This is a genomic window from Planomonospora sp. ID91781, assembly GCF_015711595.1.
GTDB lineage: Bacteria > Actinomycetota > Actinomycetes > Streptosporangiales > Streptosporangiaceae > Planomonospora > Planomonospora parontospora.
The window spans coordinates 2,936,091-2,957,693 of sequence record NZ_JABTEY010000001.1; the positions used below are offsets into that span (position 1 = coordinate 2,936,091).

Here is a 21,603-nt window from a genome sequence, read left to right on the forward strand (position 1 = left end):
GCGCGGCCCGTCACGGCGGGGACGGCCTGCCCATGAAGCGCTCGCCCGCCGCCTCGACGCGCCGGATCTCGGCGCGGAAGAAGCGGGCCAGCTCGGCGCAGGCGGCGGGGTCGACCGGGCCTCCCTCGCGGGCGGGCAGGTCCGGGTAGGGGCTGCCGAGGACGAAGATGTTCTCGTCGTTGTAGTTGTTGGCGGGCGCGGTGTAGTTGAAGGACCCGGCGACGACGACCGCCTCGTCGATCACCATGAGCTTGTGGTGGAGCTTGCCGAAGGCGGGCTCGCGCCTCGGGAAGTACAGCTCGATGCCGGCGCGGTCCAGGTCGTGCGTGGCCGCCCAGGCCTGCGCGCCCTGGCCGGGGTCCATCACCCCGGTGACGGTACGGCCCGCCGCGGCCAGAGCGATCATGGCGTCGTCGATGCCGGACGAGCCGGAGAAGGTGAAGATGGCGAAGTCGACGCGCGCGGTGGCCTTGAGCATCTGCTTCATGATCTCCAGTTCGGGCGCGTGGTCGGGGGCGAACAGCACCTTCACCGGCACCCCGCCGAGGCTGTAGGCGGCGGGGACCTTGCCGTGGGCGCCCCGGCCGAACCGCCCCTCGCGCAGCTGGTCGAACTCGGCGGTGTACACCCGGCAGATCCGCGGGTCGTGGAATACCACGACGTGGTTGAGGTTGCGGTGGCAGTCGGTGCCGGTGAAGTTCGCCGATCCCGACAGGATCGCCGACGTGGGCAGGGCGCGTTCGCGGTGGTCGCGGATGACGAACTTCTGGTGGAAGATCGCCGGGTTGTAGTCCGCCTTCACGTCGACGTTGCAGCGCAGCAGCGCGGCCAGGATCCTCCGGTTCGGCTCCAGGCTCCGCGTCCCGGCCTCCTCGCCCCACTGGACCCGGTGGCGGGCCGCGGCCTCGTCCTCGCCGGGCCGCACGGTGACGGCCGGCGGCCTCGCGGAGACCAGGTAGTCCTGCTCCAGCACCATGCGGACGTCCACCCCGCGGAAGCGGGCGTCCAGGACGGCCTGGGCGATGGGCTCGGAGTCGAGCTCCTGCACGGCGATGTCCAGGGAGCGCCGCGCGCCGCCGATGAAGTCGACGATCACGCGTTCGAGGTCGTCGGCCGCGCCCAGCTCGACGGGGCCGACGAAGGCCTCGATGCCGCCTCCGGCGAACGTCGTCATACTGCGAGCGTTTCACCACTGAAACCGGCATACAAGGTTAAAGTCGCAAATCAAGTGACATCTCGGTCTGCTTGATCAGCCCGACCTGCTTGATCAGCCCGACCTGTACGGCATGCCGGGCGGAGCGGGGCGGCGGTCCGCTCCGCCCGCCCTTCTCAGGCGAGGACCTCGGGGACGCCGGGGGTGAGCCAGTGCAGGCGGCCGGCGAGTCCCTCGGCTGCGAAGGCCGCGGTCACCTGGGAGGGGTCCTCGGTGAAGTGCTCCCAGGAGGCGTAGTGGATCGGGCAGACCCGGCGGGCCCCCAGCGAGCGGGTGAGCGCCGCGCCCTGCGCGCCGTCCATGCAGATCAGCTCGCCGCCGCCGAAGCCCTGGATGCGCGGGGCCCCCAGGTGCAGCAGCGCGGTGCCGACGGTGAACCGGCGGCCGATCTCGTCGAGCTCGTCGACGTAGACGGTGTCACCGGAGATGTAGAGCGCCTCGTCCTCGCCCGGCTCCTCGATGACGAAACCGGTGACGTCGCCGAAGGGGCCGTGCACGCCGGGGGTGCCGGTGATCCGCAGGGTCCTGCCGCCGACGGCCAGCTCGCGGGTCTCCCAGGGCGCCAGGCCGACGGCGCCGCCGCCGAGGCGGCCGGCGCCGCTGACGGTGGTCAGCACCGGGCGGCCGTCGAGCAGCGTGCGGCCTGTGGTGTCCAGGTTGTCGTAGTGCTCGTCGTGGCTGAGCAGGACGGCGTCCACCGGCGGCAGGTCGCCGGCCGCGATCGCCGGGCCCTTCGTGCTGCGCAGGACGACGGGACCGTAGTCGAACTCGGCCGGGGCGGGGTCGAAGACCGGGTCGGTGAGCAGACGCAGCCCGCCGATCTCCAGCAGGACGGTGGCGGTGCCGATGTGCGTGGCGGTGATCTTCATGCCGGTTTCTCTCTTCGGTGGGCGCGCGCCCGTCGGGGCGCGCGGGATCGGCCGGTGCCACGGGTGCGGCTCGGCTGCGGGAAGGCGTGGTCGTGGGTGGGCCGCCCGGGGATACCCGGGGTCCGGGGCGGAAGGGGCCGAGGTGGACGGGAGGCGCGGGGAAAGGGAGGCGGCGGTCCCGGGTCAGGCGGGGGCGGCGGTGCGGAACCTGCTCCGGTACTCGCCCGGGGTGGTGCCCAGCCGGTCGCGGAAGACCCGATGCAGGGTCTCCACCGAGCGGAACCCGCAGGCCCTGGCGATGTCGGACGGCAGCCGGGACGTGCGCTCCAGCAGCCGGCGGGCGGCCTCCAGCCGCATGCCCTCGACGAACGCGCCCGGCGTGCTGCCGGACTCGGCGCGGAAGACCCGCGCGAAGTTCCGCTCGCTCATCGCCATCCGCGCGGCCAGCGCGGGCACCGACAGGTCGGCGTCCAAGTGCTCGCCGATCCACAGCCGCAGGCCGCGGATGTCCTGCCGGTCGCCGGGGCGCTGCGCCAGGGGCACGCTGAACTGGCTCTGGCCGCCGGGCCGCTGCAGGTACATGACCATGGCGCGGGCCACGGCGAGCGCGAGCTCGTCACCGTGGTCTTCGGCGACCAGCGCCAGGGCGAGGTCCATCGAGGAGGTGATGCCCGCGCTGGTCCACATCCGCCCCGAGCGGACGAAGATCGGATCGGACTCGACCCGGATCCCGGGGTGGTCGGCGGCGAGCCGCCCGGCCGTCGCCCAGTGCGTGGTGGCGCGGTGCCCGTCCAGCAGGCCGGCGGCCGCGGTGACGTGCGCGCCGGCGCACACCGACGCCACCCGCCCCGCCCGCGGGCCGGCCTCCCGCAACCACGCCACCACGCCCGAGTCGACCTGGGGGACCGGCCCCTCCGGGCCGATCAGCATCCGGCCCGGCACCAGCAGCGTGTCGATCGTCCCGCGCTGCTCGGAGAACACCTCCTCCACGCACACCCGGACGCCGGAGAAGGTCGGCACCGGGCCGCGCCGCTCGCCTGCCAGCCGTACCTCGTAACCGGCGCGCCCGCCCAGGAACTGCCCGGCCATCGCGAAGACCTCGGCCGGGCCCGTCACGTCCAGCGTGTCGACTCCGGGGAACATCGCGACCACGACCAGGTGGGGGACGGCGGGAGAGGTGCTCATGCAGTCAACTATCGGGGGACCGGCGCCCGGCCGCAATGACAGGTCATTGCAGGATCCCGCCATGATCGGCGGGCCGGACGCCGCGATCGCCCGGGACCCGCCGGGCGAGGGGAGGACACCGGTCCCGCCCATGAAAGTTTCAGGGGCCATTGACGGCGGGAAAACGCTTTCCTACGGTGGGCCCTGTCCTTCAATACGGACACGTGCACTCACGTGAGCGGCGCGTACTCGCTGGGGGGAATCCGTCACGCAGGCCGTCCCGGCCTGCCGGACCAGCAAGGAGTTCGGCTGTGCGAAGCAGATTCGACAGAAAGGCCGCGGCCGTCGCCGCCGCCGGCGCGCTCGCCGCGTCCGGATGGGCGGCCGGCACCGCCGCCGCCGCAGCCGCCCCGGCATCCGGCGCCTACACCATCGTCAACGACGCGAGCGGCCTGTGTCTGACCGTCCCCGGAGCCGGCGCCTCCGACGGGCTCCAGCTCACCCAGACCGGCTGCGGCGCCACCGGCCAGACCTGGAGCCTGACCGCCACCGCCGGCGGCGGCTTCCAGCTCAAGGCCGCCCACAGCGGCGGATGCGCCGGTGTCAAGGACGCCTCCACCTCCGCCGGCAAGGCCGTCCAGCAGGAAACCTGCACCGGCGCCCCCTCCCAGATCTGGAACCCCACCGCTTCGGGCTCCGCCTACCGCCTGGTCAACGCGGGCAGCGGCAAGTGCCTCAACACCAGGGACAACTCCACCGCCTCCGGCGCCCCCGTCCAGCAGAACTCCTGCGACTCGGCCGCGACCAAGCAGTGGCGCCTCGTCCCGGCGGGCGGCGGCCCGACCGCCACTCCCACCGCGACTCCGACGGTCACGCCCTCGGCCACGCCGACGGTCACCCCCACCGTGACCCCGACGGCGACCCCGACGGCGACCCCGACCAGCCCCGGAGGCAACGCGGGCGGCCTGGTCGGCTTCGCCACCCTGAGCAAGTACGGCCGGACCGGCACGAACGGCGGCGCGGGCGGCCAGACGGTGACCGTGACCACCTACGCCCAGCTGGCGGCGGCCGTCGCCGACGACACGCCCCGGATCGTCCGGGTGTCGGGCACGATCACCGGCACCGGCGCCAAGATGCTGGACGTCGGGTCGAACAAGACCATCATCGGCGTCGGGTCGAACGCCACGATCAGCGGCTTCGGCCTCGACGTCAACGGCTGGGGCCCCGAGGAGGTCGCCTGGGGCGGCGATCTCTGCGACCCCGCCGAGAAGGACCGGTTCACGCGCGTCCAGAACGTGATCATCCGGAACCTGACCTTCCGGAACTCCACCGACGACTCGGTCAACGTGCAGTGCTACTCGCACCACGTGTGGGTCGACCACAACACCTTCCACGCGTCCGCCGACGGCTCGGTGGACGTCAAGCGCGGCTCCGACCTGGTGACGGTCTCCTACAACCGGTTCGTCGGCACGGACAAGTCGATGCTGCTGGGCCACAGCGACAACAACGGCGCGCAGGACACGGGATACCTGAACGTCACCTACCACCACAACTGGTTCGACGGGTCGAACACCCGCCACCCGCGGGTGCGGTTCGGCTACGCCCACGTGTTCGCCAACTACGTGGAGGTCGACGACTACTTCCTCGGCCTGGGCGTCGGCGGCAGGATCTACGCCGAGAGCAACCACGTGAAGAGCGCCAAGACGATCACGCAGGACTTCGGCGACACGAAGCTGACCTGGACGGGCAGCAACTTCTACGACCCGGCCACGATCAGCCGGGCGCAGGACAGCGGCAAGACCGTCAGCGACTGGCTGCGCGCCGACGGCGGCGTCGCGGCGCCGCCGTACGCCTACTCGGCCGGGACCGCCTCCGCCACCCCGCCCGCCGCGGGCGCGGGCGTCGCCGGCGCGGACTCGCTGCCGTAGCACCCGGCAGAGGCCGCGGAACCCGGCCCCGTTCCAGGGCCGGGCTCCGCGGACCCCGGATCGCGGGCCGCGCGTGTGCTCACTCCCGGGACGGGGTCACGGGTCAGGAGACCTTCGAGGACGGGGCCTTCCAGGTGTTGCACGCCTTCGGGCCCCCGGACCGGTAGCCCTGCTCGAACCAGTGGACGCGGTTGGCGGGCTTGCCGTACCAGTCGAACCGGTCGTACTCCTCCGGCGTCTCGGCGTCGAGGAGGGGCTTCCAGTTCCCGGCCTTGCGCCCGAGCACCTTCATCGACACGCCGGTCAGGCAGTCGGACTGGAGGTAGAAGCGGTAGGTCTGCTCGTTCATCTCGGCCTCGATCCCGCTGCTCGGCAGTGCCCACCAGGCCTCGCTGATGTCGGTCTGCGACTGAATGATCTTGGCGTACGCGCGGGTGAGCTCGATGAGAATGGCCGTTTCGGATTTGGCCTTGATCCAGTCGGGGCGGAGCTGCACGTCGATGGTGCCGTAGCAGGGGTTGGCGAAGGAGCCGGATATCTCCATGCCGGAGAGGCAGACGCGGCTGCTTTCGATCTTTTTCTTGACCTTCACTCCCACCGGGGAGAAGTCCTTGACGCTCCTGCGCCAGGAGGAGTTCAGGCAGCCGACGATCTTAGTGATCCACTTCGTCGTGGATGCTTCGGAGGTGCCCTTCACCGCCTTGCAGGAGACGGCGGGAAGCCTGCCGTGCTTGTAGAGCGGGTTGTGGGTCAGCTCGGGAGCACCCTGGATGGGATAGGAGGACGCGGCGGCCGTACCGGAGAACAGCAGGACGGCGGCTCCGGCGGCGGCGGCCGTCAAGGCGCGGATCATCATGAAGCGTGATCGTAGAGGGCCACCCTGAATAGCTTCATGCCGGTATGCGAGCGATATCCATTGGTCTGGCGCCGGCTCCGGACTCCGGTTCCGCTGAGCGCCTGGACGATGCGGCGCTCGTCGTCGGCCTGCTGCCGGATGTCGAGCCTGCGCCGTCGGCCGGGTCGGGCCGGGAGGGGCGGAAGCACCGGTGCTCGACCGAGAGCCGGTCGCCGTCGAGCAGCCGCGTCGGCCCGGTCCGGGAGGGCGACGGGGATCACCCGAGTTCGCACGGTCATCTCTCCTGGGGGTGGTCGCGGTCACCTGGGAGCGCGGAGTTCCGCCCGGCCGGGCCGCTCAGTGCGGGCGGGTGGCCGCCGCGAGGTCGTGCAGCACCTCGCCGTCGAGCCGCATGACCTCGATCTCGTCGAGCGCCCGGGCCCGCAGGCGGCGGTAGAAGCGCAGGGCGGGGTCGTTGGTGCGCAGCACCCACCACTCCAGGCGGCCGCAGCCGCGCTCCGCCGCGAGCCGCGCGAGGTGGCCGAGCAGCGCCCGGCCCAGGCCGCCTCCCCGGTGCTCGGGGCGGACGTACAGGTCGTCGAGGTGGATGCCGGGCCGGCCGACGATGGTGCTGTAGGTGGGATAGAACAGCGCGAACCCGGCGGGTTCCCCCTCGACCATCGCGACGACGGCCTCGGCCACCGGACGCGGGCCGAACAGGGCCTCCGCCAGGTCCTGCGGCCGGGCGGTGACCTCTCCGGGAAACTCCTCGACCTCGGCGAGCTCGACGACGAAGCGGTGCAGCACGTCGACGTCACCGGGCTCCGCCGGTCGGATGAGCGGCTTGGTGCTGATCTCGGGGGATTTCAGATCTTCCACCGGGGCATTCTGCCGCACCCTGCCGGAGTCCTCGGTGCCGGACCCCGCGGCCACCGGAGTTCTCAGCGCCGGAGTCCTCAGCGCCGGAGTCCTCAGCGCCGGAGTCCTCAGCGCCGGAGTCCTCAGCGCCGGAGTCCTCAGCGCCCGGGTCCGCGGCGCCCCGGGTCCGCGGCCTCCGCGGGGACAGGCGGTCGAGCCCATGGTCAAGCCCTCCGCATTACGCTACTTTAGTAGCGTAAATGGGGAGGGCGGAATGAACCAGGCCCGGCGGGGACGGCCGCGCGACACGCAGGTCGACGAGCGGGTGCTACGAACGGCGGCCGGACTGCTCCTGGAGCGCGGCTACACCGGCTTGTCCATGGACGAGGTGGCCGAACGGGCCGGCGTCGCCAAGACCACGCTCTACCGCCGCTGGCCGACCAAGGACCACCTGGCCGTCGCGGTGGTGGCCCGGCTCCAGGACGACGACGCCATCGACGACACCGGTGATATCCGGCGGGATCTGACCGACTACACGGAGAAGATCGCCGACGCGCTCAACCGCATGCGCTCGGCCGGAAAAGCCGCCGGACGCGACGACCGGTCGGCGGGGGTCGTGGCCGAACTCGTCGCCGCCGGCGCGCGCCACGACGACATCGGGGAGATGGGCCGCCAGGTCTACGCCCGGCGCAACGCGCTGGCCCTCGGGCTCATCGAGCGGGCGCGCCTGCGCGGGGAGCTGCGGGCCGACCTCGACGCCGTCGTGCTCCTCGACCAGCTCGCCGGGGCCCTCTACTACCGCGTTCTGGTCACCGGAGCGCCGGTGGACCGCGCCTACGCCGAACGCCTCGTGGCCGCCGCGCTCGACGGCGCGATGAACCGGAAGGAAAACCCCCCGTGTCCGTGAAGGGCCTCGTCATCGGTTCCGTGTCCCTGGCTCTGGCCGCCCTCGCCGCCGGTGCACCGGTGCCCGGCGCGTCGGCCGCCGTCCCGGCGCACGCCGGACCGCCTCCCCGTCCCGCCGGCGTTTCGTCCTCCGCGTTCTCCTCCGGGCCTTCCTCCGTGTCTTCCGCTGCGCCTTCTGCTGCGCCTTCCGCTGTGCCCTCCTCGGTGCGCGGCGTGCCGGTGCTGGAGGACCACCCGTGCCCCGTGCGGGTCCCGCCGGGCACCCGGTGCGGATATCTGGTGGTCCCGCAGCGGCGCGACGTGCCGCAGGGGCCCGCCGTCAAGGTGGGCTTCGCCGTGCACCGGTCGACCGCGGCCGGCCGCGACGCGGATCCGATCGTCTACACCAGCGGAGGTCCGGCGTCGGGCTCGATCCCCCTCACCGGCTACCTCGCCGACATGTTCCCCGACCGCGACGTGGTCGTGCTGGAGCAGCGCGGCAGCAGGTGGTCGCAACCCCGGCTGGACTGCCCGGAGACGGTCCGCGCCGTGCTGGACACGCTCGTCACCCCGGGCCAGGCGGGGCAGGAGAGAGGCGTGATCGCCGCCGGCGCGGCGGCGTGCCGCGACCGGCTCGGAGTGGACCTGAGGGGATTCCGGACCGGGGAGATCGCCGCCGACGTGGTGGATCTGCGGCGGGCTCTGGGATATGCGCGCTGGAACCTGTTCGGGGTCAGCTACTCGACCCGCTCCATGCTCGCGGCCGCCGCCGCGGACCCGCAGGGCACCCGCTCGGTGGTGCTGGACTCCTTCCTGCCGGCCGGCAAGGACTGGTACGACGACGCGGCCCGCGACCTGACCGAGGCGGTCGGGAGGCTCGCCGGTCAGGGCTGGCCGGACCTGCCGGCGCGGTTCGAGCGGATGGTCGACCGGCTGAACCGCGACCCGGCGGTCGTGACGACCGATGACCCCCTGACCGGAAGGCCGATCACCGTACGGCTCACCGGCGACGACGTGGCGACGGTGATCGGCGAGGCCCTGCGTGAGGCCGAGGTGGTCCCGATCGTGCCCGTGCTGATCGACGGGCTGGCGGACGGTCGCGACGACCTGCTCCAGCCGCTGGCCGACGCGGCCGGTTCCGGGCTGACCAGCCATGAGTTCGGCCTCTACCACGCCGTCCAGTGCCAGGACGAGGCGCCCGACAACGCGTTCGCGCCCGCGCGGCCGCAGCTGTTCACCGTGGTGCACGACCAGGCGGTGTGCGACGCCTGGAAGCTGCCCGGCGCACCCGCCGCCGAGGCCGTCACCGCGGCGCCCGTCCTGGTCGTGGGCGGTCAGTACGACCCGACGACTCCGACCCGCACCGCGGAGCCCGCCGCCCGGGCACTGCCGAACGCCCGGTTCGTGGAGTTCGCCGGGGTCGGGCACGCGGTGTTCCTGTCCAGCCGGTGCGGCCGGCAGACCATCGCCGCCTTCGTCGCCGATCCCGCGGCGGCCCCGCCCTGCGACCCCGCCCGGGCCGCCCACCGGGTGATCGGGCCGGAGCGGCTCCACCTCACCACGGCGGTATACCGGGCGCAGCGGGAGCCCTGGACGCTGCTGCCCTTCGGCTTGTTCGTCCTGACCGCGCTGGTGCAGCTCGGTGTGGGACTGGCGCGCCCGCGCCGGCGCCTTCCCGCGCTGGTGGCGGGGGTGTGCGGCCTGACGCTGGCCGGGCTGACGGCCGACGCGCTGTACGGCGTGATCAAGGAGAACGAGGTCGTGCTGGGGATGGGGGTCCCCGCCGCCGTGCCGTGGTACGGCCTGCTGGCCTGGGCCGGTCTGGCCGTCACACTGGCGGCCGCCTGGCGGGCGCGGACCGCCCGCGCCTCCCGGCGGACGGGCGCGGGCGGGCTCCTCCGTGACCCGGCGGCGGCCCACCTCCTCGCCGCGGTGATCGCCGCCGGTTTCCTGGCCTGGTGGCACCTGCACCTGTGAGGGCGGCGGCGGGGCCAGGACGGGGTGCGGCGTCGGCCGCGGGTGGCGGGCCGGGAGGTGCGGCGTCAGCCGCGGGTGGCGGGCGGCCAGCCTTGGCCCCAGCCGCCCTGCACCATGGTCTGGAACGCCCACCCGTCGGCGGTGCGCACCAGCAGGTCGGCGTAGCGGGTCGACTGCCGGTTCCCGTCCTCGTCGGTCATCGTCGCCTCCGTCTCGACGAGCACGAGGTTGGCGGTGAGGAAGCGCGGGGTCCGGACGGACTCCATCGCCAGGCCGGCCGTGCCGCCGCCCATGACCTCGGTCATCACCTCGACGAACTCCTCGCGGCTCCACTGGCGGACGGCGGCGGCCCCGCCGGGCACGTCGGTGGCCAGGTTGAGCGGGAAGACCGCCAGACCGGCGATCTCCTCGACCGCGCCCCGCTCGGCCAGCGCGTCGTACTCGGCGAACCACGCCTCGATCGCCGCCACGTCCTCGGCACTCGGCGTGAACGCCCCGTTCTCCGTGCCGTCCTGTCTCGTTGCGGTCTGCGCCACTGCTTCTCCTTACGTCGGAACCTACCCGTGCATCGTACCGTACGCCGTACGGAAATGGGTGCGACTTTTTCGACGGGATCGCCGCCGCCGGGACGGGAGGCGTGTGGGGCGGCCGAGGGCCGGCGGGGACCGACTCGGCCGCCCCGGTGCGGAACCGTTCCCTGCGGGCGGTGGTACGGGCGTGCGGCGGTGGGTTCGCCGCGCGGCCGGCGGGCTCAGGCGGAGCCGAAGGCGCCGATGAGGGTCACGTTGTCGAACCGGCGGGTTTCGCACCGGTCGTCCAGGTCGGCCCGGTAGCGCTGGAACGCCGGGAGACCGGGCAGCGGCCCGGGCAGGGGATGGCCGGTGGCGATCTCGATGAAGTCGCGGCTGCCGGGAATCCGGTAGGTGGCCCAGCTGAACCGGGCCGGCCGCAGGCGATCGAGTTCCGCGTAGACGTCGGCCAGCAGCCGGAGGTGCCGGTCGAGGTGGTCCGGCTTGACGGTGTAGCGCAGGACCGCTGTCTCCGCGGCGGTCGGGTCGGTGGTCATGGTGTCCCCTTCGCGGTACGGGCCGGGGGCGGCGCGCGTCGGCGTCGGATGACGCCGGCGCGCGACACGATGGCGCCCCGTCATCATTACAACGATCACTGTAATTCCTAGCATGTATCGTTGTAAATGTATGCTGGGGCAGTGAGCAGCGTGGGGGCGGAGAGCCGGAGCGGCGGAACGACCGCGAAGCGGCAGGCGATTCTCGACGGGGCGCTCGCCGTCTTCGCCCGCGACGGCTACGCGCGAGCCAGCATCGACGCCATCGCCAAGACCGCCGACGTGTCGACCCGCACGATCTACAACCACTTCACCGACAAGGCCGGCCTGTTCGCCGCCGTCGTGGAGGCCGGCGCGACCGCCGTCTCCCGCGCCCACATCGACCGGATCGACACCATTCTCGGCGGCATCACCTCAGCCGAGGACCTCGAGCCGGCCCTGGTCGACTGCGGGCTCGCCCTGCACTCCGTCGTCCCGCCCGAGGCGCCGCACTGGGGACTGGTCCGCCACGTGCACGCCGACGCCGACCACATCCCCCCGGAGGTGATCGACGTCTGGCGCCGGCTCGGCCCGGCTCGCGTCAAGCGGCAGCTGGCCCTGCATCTGGCCGATCTCGACCGGCGCGGGCTGCTGCGACTGGACGATCCCCACGTCGCGGCCGTCCACTACTCCGCGCTCACCGGCTCGGCCTGGGGCTCCGCACTCGAACCCGACCCGTCGGCGGAACGAGCCGCCGAACTCATGAACCTCGCCGTCGCCGCCTTCCTGCGCGGCTACGCGAGATGACTCCCCGCCCCCGTGCGGAGGACTAGGCCACGGACCGTTTGCGGGCCGCGGCGACGACGCTGTCCAGGAGCCCGGGGAAGAGGGCGTCGAGGTCGTCGCGGCGCAGGGAGTTCAGTTTCGAGGTGCCGTGGTAGACCTGCCGGATGACCCCGGCCTCGCGCAGGACGCGGTAGTGGTGGGTGCCGGTGGACTTGCTGACGGCGAGCTCGATCTCCGAGCAGGGGACGCCCCTCCCGGACTCGGCGAGGAAGCGCACGATCGCCAGGCGCATGGGGTCGGCGAGGGCGTGCAGCACCGCCTCCAGCCGGATCTCCTCGGTGCTCGGATGCTCCAGGATCCGTGCGGACATCGGCGACCCCCTTCTCCTCGTCCCGGCACGATCGTACGACATCCATCGTAGTTTGACATTTATCGTAGTACGATGATTATCGTATAAAGGCCGGACTCCGGACGAGCTGTCCCCCCGAACGATCGAGAAGAGGTCCTCATGCTGTTCGAGCCCATCACCCTGCGGTCCCTGACGGTCCCCAACCGGATCTGGATGGCGCCGATGTGCCAGTACTCCGCCGCGACCGACGGCCCCGAGACCGGAGTGCCGCACGACTGGCACCTCTCCCACCTCGCCGCCCGGGCGGTGGGCGGCACCGGGCTGATCCTCACCGAGGCCACGGCGGTCTCCCCGGAGGGTCGGATCAGCCCGGCCGACCTCGGGCTGTGGAACGAGCGGCAGGAGGAGGCGTTCACCCGGATCACCCGGCTCCTCAAGGAGCACGGCGCGGTGCCCGGCATCCAGCTCGCGCACGCCGGGCGCAAGGCCTCCACCGGACCGACCTGGCGCGGCGGAGGGCCGGTCGGCGAGGCCGACGGCGGCTGGCGGCCGGTCGCGCCGAGCCCGCTCCCGTTCGCACCCGGCCACCCGGTCCCGCACGAGCTGACGGCGGACGAGATCCAGCGGGTCGTCGGCGACTTCGCCCGGGCGGCGGAGCGCGCGCTGCGGGCCGGCTTCCAGGTCGCGGAGGTGCACGGCGCGCACGGCTACCTGATCGGGGAGTTCCTCTCCCCGCACAGCAACCACCGCACCGACGGCTACGGCGGCTCGTTCGACGGCCGCGTCCGCCTCGCCCTCGAGGTCGTCGACGCCGTGCGGGCCGTCTGGCCCGAGGACCTGCCGGTGTTCTTCCGCGTCTCGGCCACCGACTGGCTCACCGAGAACCCCGAGGACGAGCGGGAGGGCTGGACCGCCGACGACACCGTCCGCCTGGCCAAGGAACTGCTCGCCCGCGGCGTGGACCTGCTCGACACCTCCACCGGCGGCAACGCCCCCGGCGCGCGGATCCCCACCGGCCCCGGCTACCAGGTGCCGTTCGCGGCCCGGGTCCGCGCCGAGACCGACCTGCCGGTCGCCGCCGTCGGCGAGATCACCGAGCCGCGCCAGGCCGAGGAGATCGTCGCCTCCGGCCAGGCCGACGCCGTACTGCTCGGCCGCGAGCTGCTGCGCAACCCCTACTGGCCGAACCTGGCCGCCCGCGAGCTGGGCGCGCAGCCCCGCTGGCCCGACCAGTACCACCGCGCGGTCTGAGCGCCCGGGGGCCGGGACGGGGTCATCGCGGGCGGCCGGCGGAATCCGCGCGGTCGCCGGTGTACGGGCCGGACTGGAGCTCGTACAGATCGCGGTAACGGCCGCCGAGGCTCATCAACTCTTCGTGGGTGCCCCGTTCGAGCACCTCCCCGCGGTGCAGCACGACGATCTGGTCGGCCTGCCGGACGTTGGCGAGGCGGTGGGTGATGAGCAGGCACGTCCGGCCGCCGCGCAGAGTGCGGAGCGCCTCGTAGACCGCGGCCTCGGCACGGGCGTCCAGGGCCGCGGTCGGCTCGTCGGCGACGAGGACGGGGGCGTCGCGGAACAGCGCGCGGGCGATGCCGACGCGCTGCCACTCGCCGCCCGACAGATCCCGGCCGTGCTCGAACTCCCGGGACAGCACGGTCTCCCACCCGGCGGGGAGGCGCTCGACGATGGGACGCACGCCGGCGACGTCGACGGCGTGCGCGAACGCGTCGTCGCCGCCCGCGCGGAGCCGGCCGACCCGGCCGAGCCGGACCGCCGTCGCGGCCGAGACCGGCCAGCGCGCCGGATGCTGGGTCACCACCGCGACGGCGTCCGCGGCCGACTCCCGCGAGCACTCGGCCAGATCGACCCCGTCCCAGCGCACCGTCCCGGAGCCGGGCGTGTAGAGACCGGTGACCAGTTTCGCGAGCGTCGTCTTGCCCGAGCCGTTCTCGCCCACGAGGGCGACGACCTGCCCCCGGCGGATCTCCAGGTCGACGCCGAGCAGGGTCGGGCGCTCCTGGCCGGGGTAGGCGAACGACACCCCGTCGAGCCGGATCACCTCCGGGTGCGCGGGCGCGCGTCGCAGGCCGGGCGGCTGCGTGCGCCCCCGGCACTCGAGCAGCAGCCTCCGGTAGAGGTCGACGTAGAAGCTGCCCTCGTAGAACCGGTTGACCGTGTGGACGGCGGCCGAGAGCGCGGTGGACGACGCGCGCATCGCGATGACCGCGGCGCCGGCGAGCGCCAGCGGCATCCGCCCGGTGTACAGCAGGGCGCCCAGCGCGGTGTAGGCCGCACCGGTGCCGATCGCGGCGAGCGCCCGGCCGGCGAGGTGGACGCCCGTCGTCCGCAGCTCCGTCCTCGCCGCCTCGGCGCCGAGGGCCGCGCTCGCGGCGCGGTAGTCGTCGAGCATCGGCTCTTGGAGTGTGAACGCCCTGATCTCCGCGGCGGTGTCGCGCTCGGTCAACAGCCTGCCCGCGATCGACTGGCGCCGCTGAGTGGCCACCATGCGCAGGAAGCTGGCATAGCCGAGCCGGGCGGCCTTGGCGGCCGCCCCGGCCGCCGGGAGCACGGCCAGGAGCGTCACCGGGACGAGCCAGGGGTCCAGCGACCCCACCGCGGCGAGGGCGGCCAGTACGCCCACGCCGGAGGACAGGAGCGTCCCGCCGTGCCTGAGGCTCGCCTCGATCGACCTGATCCCCGCGCCCGAGCCCTGCTCCACCAGCTCGCGGAACCCCGCGTCCTCGAAGGCGATGAGGCGGACGCGGGAGACCAGCTCGTGCAGCTCGACCTGCGCCGCCTCGCGCACCCGGGGGATCGTGGCACCGAGCGACGCGGCGGCGGCCGCGTCGAGCAGGGCGCGCAGCGAGTACGCCGCGGCGACCCGCGCCACCGCGGGCAGGGCCGCGACGACCCGGTCCGCGGTCGGCCCGCCGGTGATCAGCTCATCGATGATCTGGGCGCTCGCGACGATGCCGAAGGCCGTCGCCAGGCCGCCGGCCAGATGGAGGACGACGGTGAGGACGACGGCGCGGGGGGCCACCCGCCAGGCGATCGCGACGACGACCCGCGCCGCGGCGGGGATCGCCGACAGCCCGGCCCACAGGCTCGATCCCGCGACCTCGCGGTCGATGCGCGCCCAGGCGGGCATGACGGGGTCGCCCCCGCCGACGAGGGGCGCGGCGGGGCCGTCCCGGTGTCCGTGTGGAGAGCTCACGCACCTCAGCCTCCGAACGCCCCGGAGAGGGGACAAGCCCGTGGGGGCGTAGTTGGCAGTAATGCCATGAAAGTTGGCGGAATCACGCGTTGAGTGGCGGCCGGATCCAGCAAAAGATAAGGACATGCGCCTTTATCTGAAAGGTGGGGGAAATCGGTGACGAACGCACGCTCCGTTCACGGGCCGGTTTTCACCGCGGCCTCCTTCGGGCTCCTGCGACTGCCGGTCTTCCCGCCGGAGCGGGCGGCCCGCACGCTGACCGGCCTCGACCCCGAGGACCGCGGCCAGGCCGACCGCATGGCCGGTTACCTGCGATCCGTCCTCGGCGACGACTCGGTGCTGGAGGCGCTCACGGTCTCGAACCCGGGACTGGCCCGCGAGCTGGCGAAGGTCGGGGAAGCGCGTCCGATCCCCTTCTCCCGGTTGCGCCGCATGGTGTACACGGTCACGAAATACCTCATCCGCATGTCCCACCGGCCCACGCCCTTCGGATTGCTGGCCGGCGTGGCGCCCGTCACCGTCGGCGAGGACCATCGATTCGAATTCCGCGGCCCGCGGGAGAAACTCGTCCAGGCGGATTCCGAATGGCTGCTCGGCGCCGTGATGCGGTGGGAGAGGCACCCGGAGGTCCTGCCGCATCTGCGGCTCGTCCGGAACGACCTCGCCGCCCGGCGCGGCGAGCGCCTCGTCTTGTCCTACGTGCGGGACGTCGACAGCAAGGACATCATGTCCCGCACCCAGGAGGTGTCGGTCAGATACACGGCCGCCGTACGGCGTGCCCTGGAGCGCGCCGCCCGCCCGGTGCCGTATCCGGAGCTGGCCGGCGGTCTCGCCGACGCCTTCGGGGCGCCGGTCGAGGCGGTGCACGGCATGCTCGTCCAGCTCGTCGAGAAGGAGTTCCTGCTCACCGACCTGCGTCCGCCGTCGGACGCCCCGGACGCGCTCGCCCACGTGATGGAGAAGCTGGCACCCGTCACCGGGCTGGACGACGTGCCGGGCCTCGGTGACCTGCCTGCCGCGTTCCGAGAGTACGCGCGGCTCCCGATCGGCGCCGGGACGGCGCGGCTGCGCTCGCTGACGGCGGCGATGGGACGGATCCAGGTCACCGAGCACCCGCTCCAGATCGACCTCGCCGTCGACGCGGACGTCCGGCTGCCACCGATCGTGACCCGCCAGATGACCGAGGCCGCCACGGTGCTGTGGCGCATGTCCCCCGATCCCGTCCCCGGCCACCTGCGCGACTACCACGACGAGTTCGTGGAGCGGTACGGGTACGGGCGCGCGGTGCCGCTGAAGGAGATGCTCGACCCGGAGCGCGGGCTCGGCGCCCCGGCCACGTACCTGCGGCCGCCGAGCACGCGCCCGTTCGACAACCGGGAACGACCCCGGCCCGAGCGCCGGGAGCTCCTGGCCGGCCTGCTGCAGGACGCGCACCGCACCGGCGCCGCCGAGGTCGTCCTGGACGACGCGACCGTCGCCGCCCTGGCCGAGGAGGACGTGTCGGCGCGGCCGCCCGCGGCCTTCGACATGTCCGCGACGCTGCTGGGCGCGTCGCTCGACGCCGTCGCGGCGGGCGACTTCCGGCTGGTGGTCTCCAACGGGCTGGGCGGCCCCCAGCCGGGAGCCTTCTTCGGCCGGTTCCTTCCCCTGCTCGGCGACACGGCGGACCGGATCCGGGAGCTCTACGCGCGTCCCGAGCTGATCCCCGGGGACGCGCTGCTCGCGCAGGTGCGGTTCCAGCCCAACAGCTCCCGCTCGGGCAACGTCAGCCGCGTCCCGGCGATGACCGCGCACCAGGTGGTCGTGGGAGCCTTCGCCGAGCGGGACGACGAGGGCGTGCACGGCATCGACGATCTCGCGGTCACCGCGGACCGGGAGCGCTTCCACGTCGTCATGGCCGCCACGGGCCGCGAGCTGGTGCCGATGGTCGCCCACATGCTCAACCCGTACATCGCGCAGCCGAACGCGGTCCGGTTCCTCAGCGAGGTCACGCAGGTGCGCCGGTGGGGCATCCGCCCGTGGGAGTGGACGGGGCTGGACCTGTTCCCCCACCACCCGCGCGTCCGGTACGACCGGACCGTCCTCGCGTCGGCCCGCTGGCGGCTCAGCCGGGCGCTGCGCGATCCCGCCGCGTCGTGGCCGCGCTGGCGCGCCGAGCTCGACCGCTGGCGCGAGCGCTGGTCGGTGCCCGACCTGATCGAGATGACCAGCGACGACCAGCGTGTCGCCCTCGACCTCACCGTGCCGCTGCACGTGCGGCTGCTCTGGCGGGAGGCCCGCCGGGAGATCCCGCCGGTCATCAGGGAGCGCCCGGCGGGCGGCGAGTACGGGACGCAGTGGTGCGGTGGCGTGGCCAACGAGATCGTGGTGCCGATGGTGCCGCGGCCGGGCAGCCCCGCGACGGCGCGCCCGCCGTCGACCGTCCCGGTGTCCGGGCAGCCCCGGCACGTCCCCGGCGGGGACTGGGTCTTCGCCAAGGTCTACATCGCCGAGGACCGTCAGGACGAGCTGCTGACCGAGTACCTGCCCGCGCTGCTGGACGCCGTCGGCCCGGACGCCGACCGGATGTTCTTCATCCGCTACCGCGACCCCGCCGCCCATCTGCGCGTGCGCTTCCACGGCGAGCGGGCCGTGCTGAACGCGCGCCTGCTGCCGCGGCTCCACGACTGGGCCGCGCGCGGCTGCGAGGCGGGTCTCATGCGGAAGCTGGTCCTCGACACCTACGAGCCCGAGACCGTCCGCTACGGCGGGGAGAAGGTCCTGGAGCACGCCGAGCGGGCCTTCGCGGCCGACAGCGAGGCGGTGCTCCGGCAGCTCCGGGCCGTCGGCGGAGGGGAGGTGCGGCTCGACCCGGTGATGCTGGCCGCGGCGAACTGCATCGACGTCTGCCGCAGGTTCGCCGCGGACGCCGACTGGACCGGCTGGTTCCTCGACGCCTACCCCAAGGGGCCGCACCACGCGGCCTTCCAGGCCCGCCGGGCCGACGCGCGCCGCCTGCTCGACGTGACGGGACCGTGGGCCGCCCTGGCGGCGGAGCCCGGCGGGGCCGGGATCCTGGCCGCCTGGCGGGAACGGGCGCCGGCGCTGGCCGAGTACGGCCGCGCCCTGCGCGCCCAGGGCACGGCCGGGCAGGACGGCGACCGGGAGGTCCCGGTCGTCACGAGCCTCCTGCACATGCACTGCAACCGGCTGCTGGGCATCGACCCGGAAGCCGAGCAGTCGGCCTACGCCGTGGCGCGCGGGGCCGTCGCGGCGCACCGCGACCGGGTGAGGTTCACGCGATGACCGACCTCCGTGACCGCGCGGGCGAGATCGCCGGAATCGTCGCCGGGCGCCTCGCCGACCCGGACCGGGTGCGGCGCTCGATCGACGACGGGGCGACGGTCGCCCCGGGGGGTCCCAGGGAGCGCGCGTTCCAGGACCTGTCGCTGACCATGGGCTACCCCGGTGCCGCGCTGCTCTTCGCCGAACTCGGCCGCACCGACGCGGCGCACCGGGAGACCGCGCACCGGCTGCTCGCGGAGGCCACCACCCGGCCGCACCCCGAGACCGGCGGCTCGCTGTACATCGGCCTCCCCGCACTGGCCTTCGCCACGAGAACGGCCGCGGCGCGTCCCGGTGAGTACCGGTCCCTGCTCGACCCCCTGGACCGGTACGTCACCGACCTGGTCGAGCAGCGCACCCGCGTCTGGCACGGCCGGCTGGACGACCCGGGCCACACCGCCGGATCCATGGGCCTGTACGACGTGATCAGCGGGCTCAGCGGTCTCGGCCGCTACCTGCTCATGGCGTCCGGTGAGGACGACCGGGTGCTGCGCGGCGTGCTGCGCTACCTGGTCGATCTCACCGGCACCGGCGAGGTCGCCGGGTACCGCGTCCCCCGCTGGTGGGTCGCGGGCGGGCCGCGGCTGGACATCCCGGACGACCCGGTGTACCGCCACGGGCACGCCAACGTGGGCGTCGCGCACGGCATCGCCGGCCCGCTCGCCCTGCTGGCCCTGGCGTGGCGTGCGGGCGTGCGGGTGCCCGGGCAGCGGGAGGCGATGGAGCGCGTCGTCGCCTGGCTGCTGAGCTGGCGCTGTCCCGACGACGCCGGTGTTTGCTGGCCCGACACGGTCACCTTCGACCAGCACCGCGGGGGCCCCCGCCCGGCACCGGCGTGCGTGCCGACCTGGTGCTACGGGATCCCCGGCATCGCACGGTCGATCCAGCTGGCGGGCCTGGCCCTGGACCGGCGCGACTGGCGGGCCGCCGCTCTCGACGCGATGAGGTCCCTGCTCGACCGCCCGGCGGCCGAGTGGGGGCTCGCCTCCCCGTCCGTGTGCCACGGATCCGCCGGCGTCCTGCAGATCGCCCTGCGCCTGGCCGCCGACAGCGAGGCGGACACGACCGCGCGCGACGTCGCGGACCTGGCCGCCGCACGCACCGTCGAGCTGTTCGACCCCGACCTGGAGTTCGGATTCCGCTATCCGATTCCACCGCCGAAGCGGTATCTGGAGGGCGCCGGAATGCTGGACGGGGCGGCCGGGACGGCGCTCGCGCTGCACGGCTACGCGACCGGCCGCCCGGCGGACAGCGGATGGGATGCGGCGCTGCTCATGATCTAGCGGCCCATGACCCGGCGGCTGCGGCCGGGCGGCGCCCCGCGCACCCCCGAAGACCGGTGAGACCGGAACTCCCGCGGAGATCCCGCGGGAGCCACCACGAGTGGGAGGCCACATGGAACGACCCGACAACGCCCTCGGCGCCTTCGACCTGCAGATGCGCAGCATCCCGGCGCGGGTCCAGGACGAGGCCGTGACACGCATGACCGTCTGCTCGGCCACCACGCAGTACCAGTGCACGCTGAGCCCGATCCAGTCCACCTGCACGCAGCCGACGTGTGCCGACACCTGCTGCTACCAGGGGTCCCGCGTCTGCTGACCGGCGACCCGGCCACTGCCGTCCCCAGCGCGGCCGGCGGTGGCCGGACCGGCGGCCCCGAGCACCGAGAGAGGTAACATGCCGACCGACACCACACGGGACGTCGAGGGACTGTTCGACTTGGAGATGCGGAGCATCCCCGTCCGGGCGCAGGCCGCGGAGTCGACGCCCTCCCCCCAGGCCATGGAGACGACGCCGGGCCTGTGCACCTACAGTCCGTACATGTCGAGCTGCACGCAGCCGACCTGCACCGACACCTGCTGCGACCTGGGTTCCCGCGTCTGCTGACCGGCGGCCTGCCACCATGGAGGACACCATGCCGGCTCTCACGGCGCGCGAAGTCGGGCGGCGCGCGCTGGATCCCGCGATCCGGGACCGGGCGCTGGAGCGGCTGGCCCGGGCCACTCTCAAGCCGCAGGTGAACCTCTGGTCGCCGTCCGGCGTCGCCCTGGGGGGCGCCGGACTGGCGATCATGTGCGCGGAGTTCGACGGCCGCTTCGCCGGCGAGGGCTGGGACGCGGCCGTGCACGGACTGCTGGCAGCGGGCCTCGACGAGGTGAGCGATCCGGCCCGCCCGCTCGCGCTGTTCTCCGGGGCTGTCGGGTACGCCGCCGCGGTCTGGCTCGCCAGCCGCGGCGGCGCCCGTTACACGTCGCTGCTCGCCTCGCTCGACGCCGTCCTGCTGCCGCGGATGCGCGCCTTCGCCCTCGCGCCGCCGTCCGGTCCCGCCTCCTACGACACGGTGAACGGGATGGCGGGATGGGCGGGCTATCTTCTCAGCCGGGGCCGGTCCGCCGAGATCGACCGGGTCGCGGGCCCGGTGGCCGACGCGCTCGCGGCCGTGCTGCGCCCGGACGGCCGGAACCGCATGAGCTACCGCCTCGGTGGCGCCGCCCGGCTCGACTACGGGCTGGCGCACGGTCTCGCGGGCCCGCTCGCCGCCCTCGCGCTGCTGGAGATCCACGGCGGGACGGGGCGGCCCGGGGTGCCGGAGGCCCTGCTCGGGGCGGGCAGGTGGCTGGCCGGCCAGGCGACGTGGCGTTCGGGGTGCCTGCTGTGGCCCGCGACCGTGGAACTCGGTGCGCGAGGCGATCCGCTCGTCCGCGATCCCGTGGAGAACGCGGGGTCGTGGTGCCACGGCAGTTCGGGCATCGCGCGGGCCGTCCACCTCGCCGGCGTCGCGACCGGTTCGCCGGAGCTGGTCGACGTGGCCGTGACGGCGATGCACACGCTCTGCGCCCACCCGCCCGAGATCCACTCTCCCAACCTCTGCCACGGCCTGGCCGGCCAGCTGGCCCTCCTCCTGGGCTTCGCCCGCGAAACCGGCGACCCGCGCCTCAAGGCGGCGGCGGCGGACCTCGCGGCCAGGCTGTCCGGTGGTTTCCGCCCCGGGTCCCTGCTCGGCTACACCGATGTCGAGCTCCCGGGGACGGAGACCGACAACCCGGGCCTGCTGCGGGGGTCCGCGGGCGTGGCGGCCGCCCTGCTCGCCGCCGATCCGGCGGCCCCTCCCGCACCTGGCTGGGCCCGCCTGCTCCTCCTGGCCTGAGGCACCGGTCC

General features: G+C 73.7%; 19 protein-coding genes. 10 read left to right on the top strand and 9 right to left on the bottom strand.

Annotated elements, in window-relative coordinates; translation table 11 throughout:
• Positions 1-10: 10 nt before the first annotated feature.
• The 3 genes from HS048_RS13345 to HS048_RS13355 all read right to left on the bottom strand — a co-directional run bounded on the left by HS048_RS13345 (position 11) and on the right by HS048_RS13355 (position 3,267).
• Positions 11-1,174, bottom strand: a complete 1,164-nt coding sequence (locus tag HS048_RS13345; protein WP_068896823.1) for a phospholipase D-like domain-containing protein — start codon at positions 1,172-1,174, stop codon at positions 11-13.
• A gap of 155 nt (positions 1,175-1,329) precedes the next feature.
• Positions 1,330-2,082: an MBL fold metallo-hydrolase gene (locus HS048_RS13350; protein ID WP_196467109.1), complete on the bottom strand. Its 753-nt coding sequence runs from the start codon at positions 2,080-2,082 to the stop codon at positions 1,330-1,332.
• A 183-nt stretch (positions 2,083-2,265) separates the two neighbouring features.
• Positions 2,266-3,267 (bottom strand): GlxA family transcriptional regulator, encoded by a 1,002-nt coding sequence (locus HS048_RS13355; protein WP_196467110.1) that lies wholly within the window; start codon positions 3,265-3,267, stop codon positions 2,266-2,268.
• A gap of 290 nt (positions 3,268-3,557) precedes the next feature.
• Between HS048_RS13355 and HS048_RS13360 the strand changes: the two genes are divergently transcribed.
• Complete coding sequence (locus tag HS048_RS13360) at positions 3,558-5,174, top strand: RICIN domain-containing protein (protein WP_196467111.1); 1,617 nt, start codon at positions 3,558-3,560, stop codon at positions 5,172-5,174.
• A gap of 103 nt (positions 5,175-5,277) precedes the next feature.
• Here HS048_RS13360 and HS048_RS13365 read toward each other — a convergent pair whose 3' ends face one another.
• Positions 5,278-6,030 carry a hypothetical protein gene (locus tag HS048_RS13365; protein ID WP_196467112.1) on the bottom strand — a complete coding sequence of 251 codons (753 nt, stop codon included), beginning with the start codon at positions 6,028-6,030 and terminating at the stop codon, positions 5,278-5,280.
• Between the two features lie 336 nt (positions 6,031-6,366).
• Positions 6,367-6,888: a GNAT family N-acetyltransferase gene (locus HS048_RS13375; RefSeq protein WP_307832459.1), complete on the bottom strand. Its 522-nt coding sequence runs from the start codon at positions 6,886-6,888 to the stop codon at positions 6,367-6,369.
• Positions 6,889-7,141: 253 nt separating this feature from the next.
• Here HS048_RS13375 and HS048_RS13380 point away from each other — a divergent pair, with 253 nt between their 5' ends.
• Together HS048_RS13380 and HS048_RS13385 are read left to right on the top strand one after the other, a co-directional pair.
• Entirely contained in the window at positions 7,142-7,774 is a 633-nt protein-coding gene (locus HS048_RS13380; RefSeq protein ID WP_196467114.1) for a TetR/AcrR family transcriptional regulator, read from the top strand.
• Positions 7,775-7,965: 191 nt separating this feature from the next.
• Complete coding sequence (locus HS048_RS13385) at positions 7,966-9,729, top strand: alpha/beta hydrolase (protein WP_196467115.1); 1,764 nt, start codon at positions 7,966-7,968, stop codon at positions 9,727-9,729.
• 65 nt (positions 9,730-9,794) lie between these two features.
• On the opposite strand, the gene HS048_RS13390 is transcribed toward HS048_RS13385, so the two are convergent.
• Complete coding sequence (locus HS048_RS13390; RefSeq protein ID WP_196467116.1) at positions 9,795-10,265, bottom strand: nuclear transport factor 2 family protein; 471 nt, start codon at positions 10,263-10,265, stop codon at positions 9,795-9,797.
• Between the two features lie 215 nt (positions 10,266-10,480).
• Entirely contained in the window at positions 10,481-10,795 is a 315-nt protein-coding gene (locus HS048_RS13395; protein WP_153054190.1) for a hypothetical protein, read from the bottom strand.
• Between the two features lie 141 nt (positions 10,796-10,936).
• On the opposite strand from HS048_RS13395, the gene HS048_RS13400 reads away from it, so the two are divergent.
• On the top strand, positions 10,937-11,578 hold the full coding sequence (locus HS048_RS13400; RefSeq protein ID WP_196467117.1) for a TetR/AcrR family transcriptional regulator: 642 nt from the start codon (positions 10,937-10,939) through the stop codon (positions 11,576-11,578).
• A 22-nt stretch (positions 11,579-11,600) separates the two neighbouring features.
• Here HS048_RS13400 and HS048_RS13405 read toward each other — a convergent pair whose 3' ends face one another.
• The gene (locus tag HS048_RS13405; protein WP_196467118.1) at positions 11,601-11,927 is read right to left on the bottom strand and encodes a helix-turn-helix transcriptional regulator; all 327 of its coding nucleotides are present in this window, start codon (positions 11,925-11,927) and stop codon (positions 11,601-11,603) included.
• Positions 11,928-12,065: 138 nt separating this feature from the next.
• On the opposite strand from HS048_RS13405, the gene HS048_RS13410 reads away from it, so the two are divergent.
• Complete coding sequence (locus HS048_RS13410) at positions 12,066-13,157, top strand: NADH:flavin oxidoreductase/NADH oxidase (RefSeq protein ID WP_196467119.1); 1,092 nt, start codon at positions 12,066-12,068, stop codon at positions 13,155-13,157.
• A 22-nt stretch (positions 13,158-13,179) separates the two neighbouring features.
• Here the strand turns inward: HS048_RS13410 and HS048_RS38840 are convergent, their stop codons facing one another.
• Entirely contained in the window at positions 13,180-15,120 is a 1,941-nt protein-coding gene (locus HS048_RS38840) for an ABC transporter ATP-binding protein (RefSeq protein WP_196467120.1), read from the bottom strand.
• A gap of 156 nt (positions 15,121-15,276) precedes the next feature.
• Here HS048_RS38840 and HS048_RS13420 point away from each other — a divergent pair, with 156 nt between their 5' ends.
• The 5 genes from HS048_RS13420 to HS048_RS13440 all read left to right on the top strand — a co-directional run bounded on the left by HS048_RS13420 (position 15,277) and on the right by HS048_RS13440 (position 21,592).
• Positions 15,277-18,405: a lantibiotic dehydratase gene (locus HS048_RS13420; RefSeq protein ID WP_196467121.1), complete on the top strand. Its 3,129-nt coding sequence runs from the start codon at positions 15,277-15,279 to the stop codon at positions 18,403-18,405.
• Complete coding sequence (locus tag HS048_RS13425; protein ID WP_196467122.1) at positions 18,402-19,727, top strand: lanthionine synthetase C family protein; 1,326 nt, start codon at positions 18,402-18,404, stop codon at positions 19,725-19,727. The genes HS048_RS13420 and HS048_RS13425 overlap by 4 nt, the downstream gene beginning before the upstream one ends.
• Before the next feature lie 112 nt (positions 19,728-19,839).
• Positions 19,840-20,043: a hypothetical protein gene (locus HS048_RS13430; RefSeq protein WP_068896809.1), complete on the top strand. Its 204-nt coding sequence runs from the start codon at positions 19,840-19,842 to the stop codon at positions 20,041-20,043.
• A gap of 78 nt (positions 20,044-20,121) precedes the next feature.
• A complete protein-coding gene (locus HS048_RS13435; RefSeq protein ID WP_196467123.1) occupies positions 20,122-20,331 on the top strand; it encodes a hypothetical protein in 210 nt (69 codons plus the stop codon).
• A gap of 28 nt (positions 20,332-20,359) precedes the next feature.
• Positions 20,360-21,592, top strand: a complete 1,233-nt coding sequence (locus HS048_RS13440) for a lanthionine synthetase LanC family protein (RefSeq protein ID WP_196467124.1) — start codon at positions 20,360-20,362, stop codon at positions 21,590-21,592.
• Positions 21,593-21,603: the final 11 nt, after the last annotated feature.

Coding starts and splice junctions, on each gene's coding strand:
- HS048_RS13345 (WP_068896823.1), bottom strand. CDS start 1,174: ATGACGACGTTCGCCGGAGGCGGCATCGAGGCCTTCGTCGGCCCCGTC.
- HS048_RS13350 (WP_196467109.1), bottom strand. CDS start 2,082: ATGAAGATCACCGCCACGCACATCGGCACCGCCACCGTCCTGCTGGAG.
- HS048_RS13355 (WP_196467110.1), bottom strand. CDS start 3,267: ATGAGCACCTCTCCCGCCGTCCCCCACCTGGTCGTGGTCGCGATGTTC.
- HS048_RS13365 (WP_196467112.1), bottom strand. CDS start 6,030: ATGATGATCCGCGCCTTGACGGCCGCCGCCGCCGGAGCCGCCGTCCTG.
- HS048_RS13380 (WP_196467114.1), top strand. CDS start 7,142: ATGAACCAGGCCCGGCGGGGACGGCCGCGCGACACGCAGGTCGACGAG.
- HS048_RS13395 (WP_153054190.1), bottom strand. CDS start 10,795: ATGACCACCGACCCGACCGCCGCGGAGACAGCGGTCCTGCGCTACACC.
- HS048_RS13405 (WP_196467118.1), bottom strand. CDS start 11,927: ATGTCCGCACGGATCCTGGAGCATCCGAGCACCGAGGAGATCCGGCTG.
- HS048_RS13410 (WP_196467119.1), top strand. CDS start 12,066: ATGCTGTTCGAGCCCATCACCCTGCGGTCCCTGACGGTCCCCAACCGG.
- HS048_RS13425 (WP_196467122.1), top strand. CDS start 18,402: ATGACCGACCTCCGTGACCGCGCGGGCGAGATCGCCGGAATCGTCGCC.
- HS048_RS13430 (WP_068896809.1), top strand. CDS start 19,840: ATGGAACGACCCGACAACGCCCTCGGCGCCTTCGACCTGCAGATGCGC.
- HS048_RS13435 (WP_196467123.1), top strand. CDS start 20,122: ATGCCGACCGACACCACACGGGACGTCGAGGGACTGTTCGACTTGGAG.
- HS048_RS13440 (WP_196467124.1), top strand. CDS start 20,360: ATGCCGGCTCTCACGGCGCGCGAAGTCGGGCGGCGCGCGCTGGATCCC.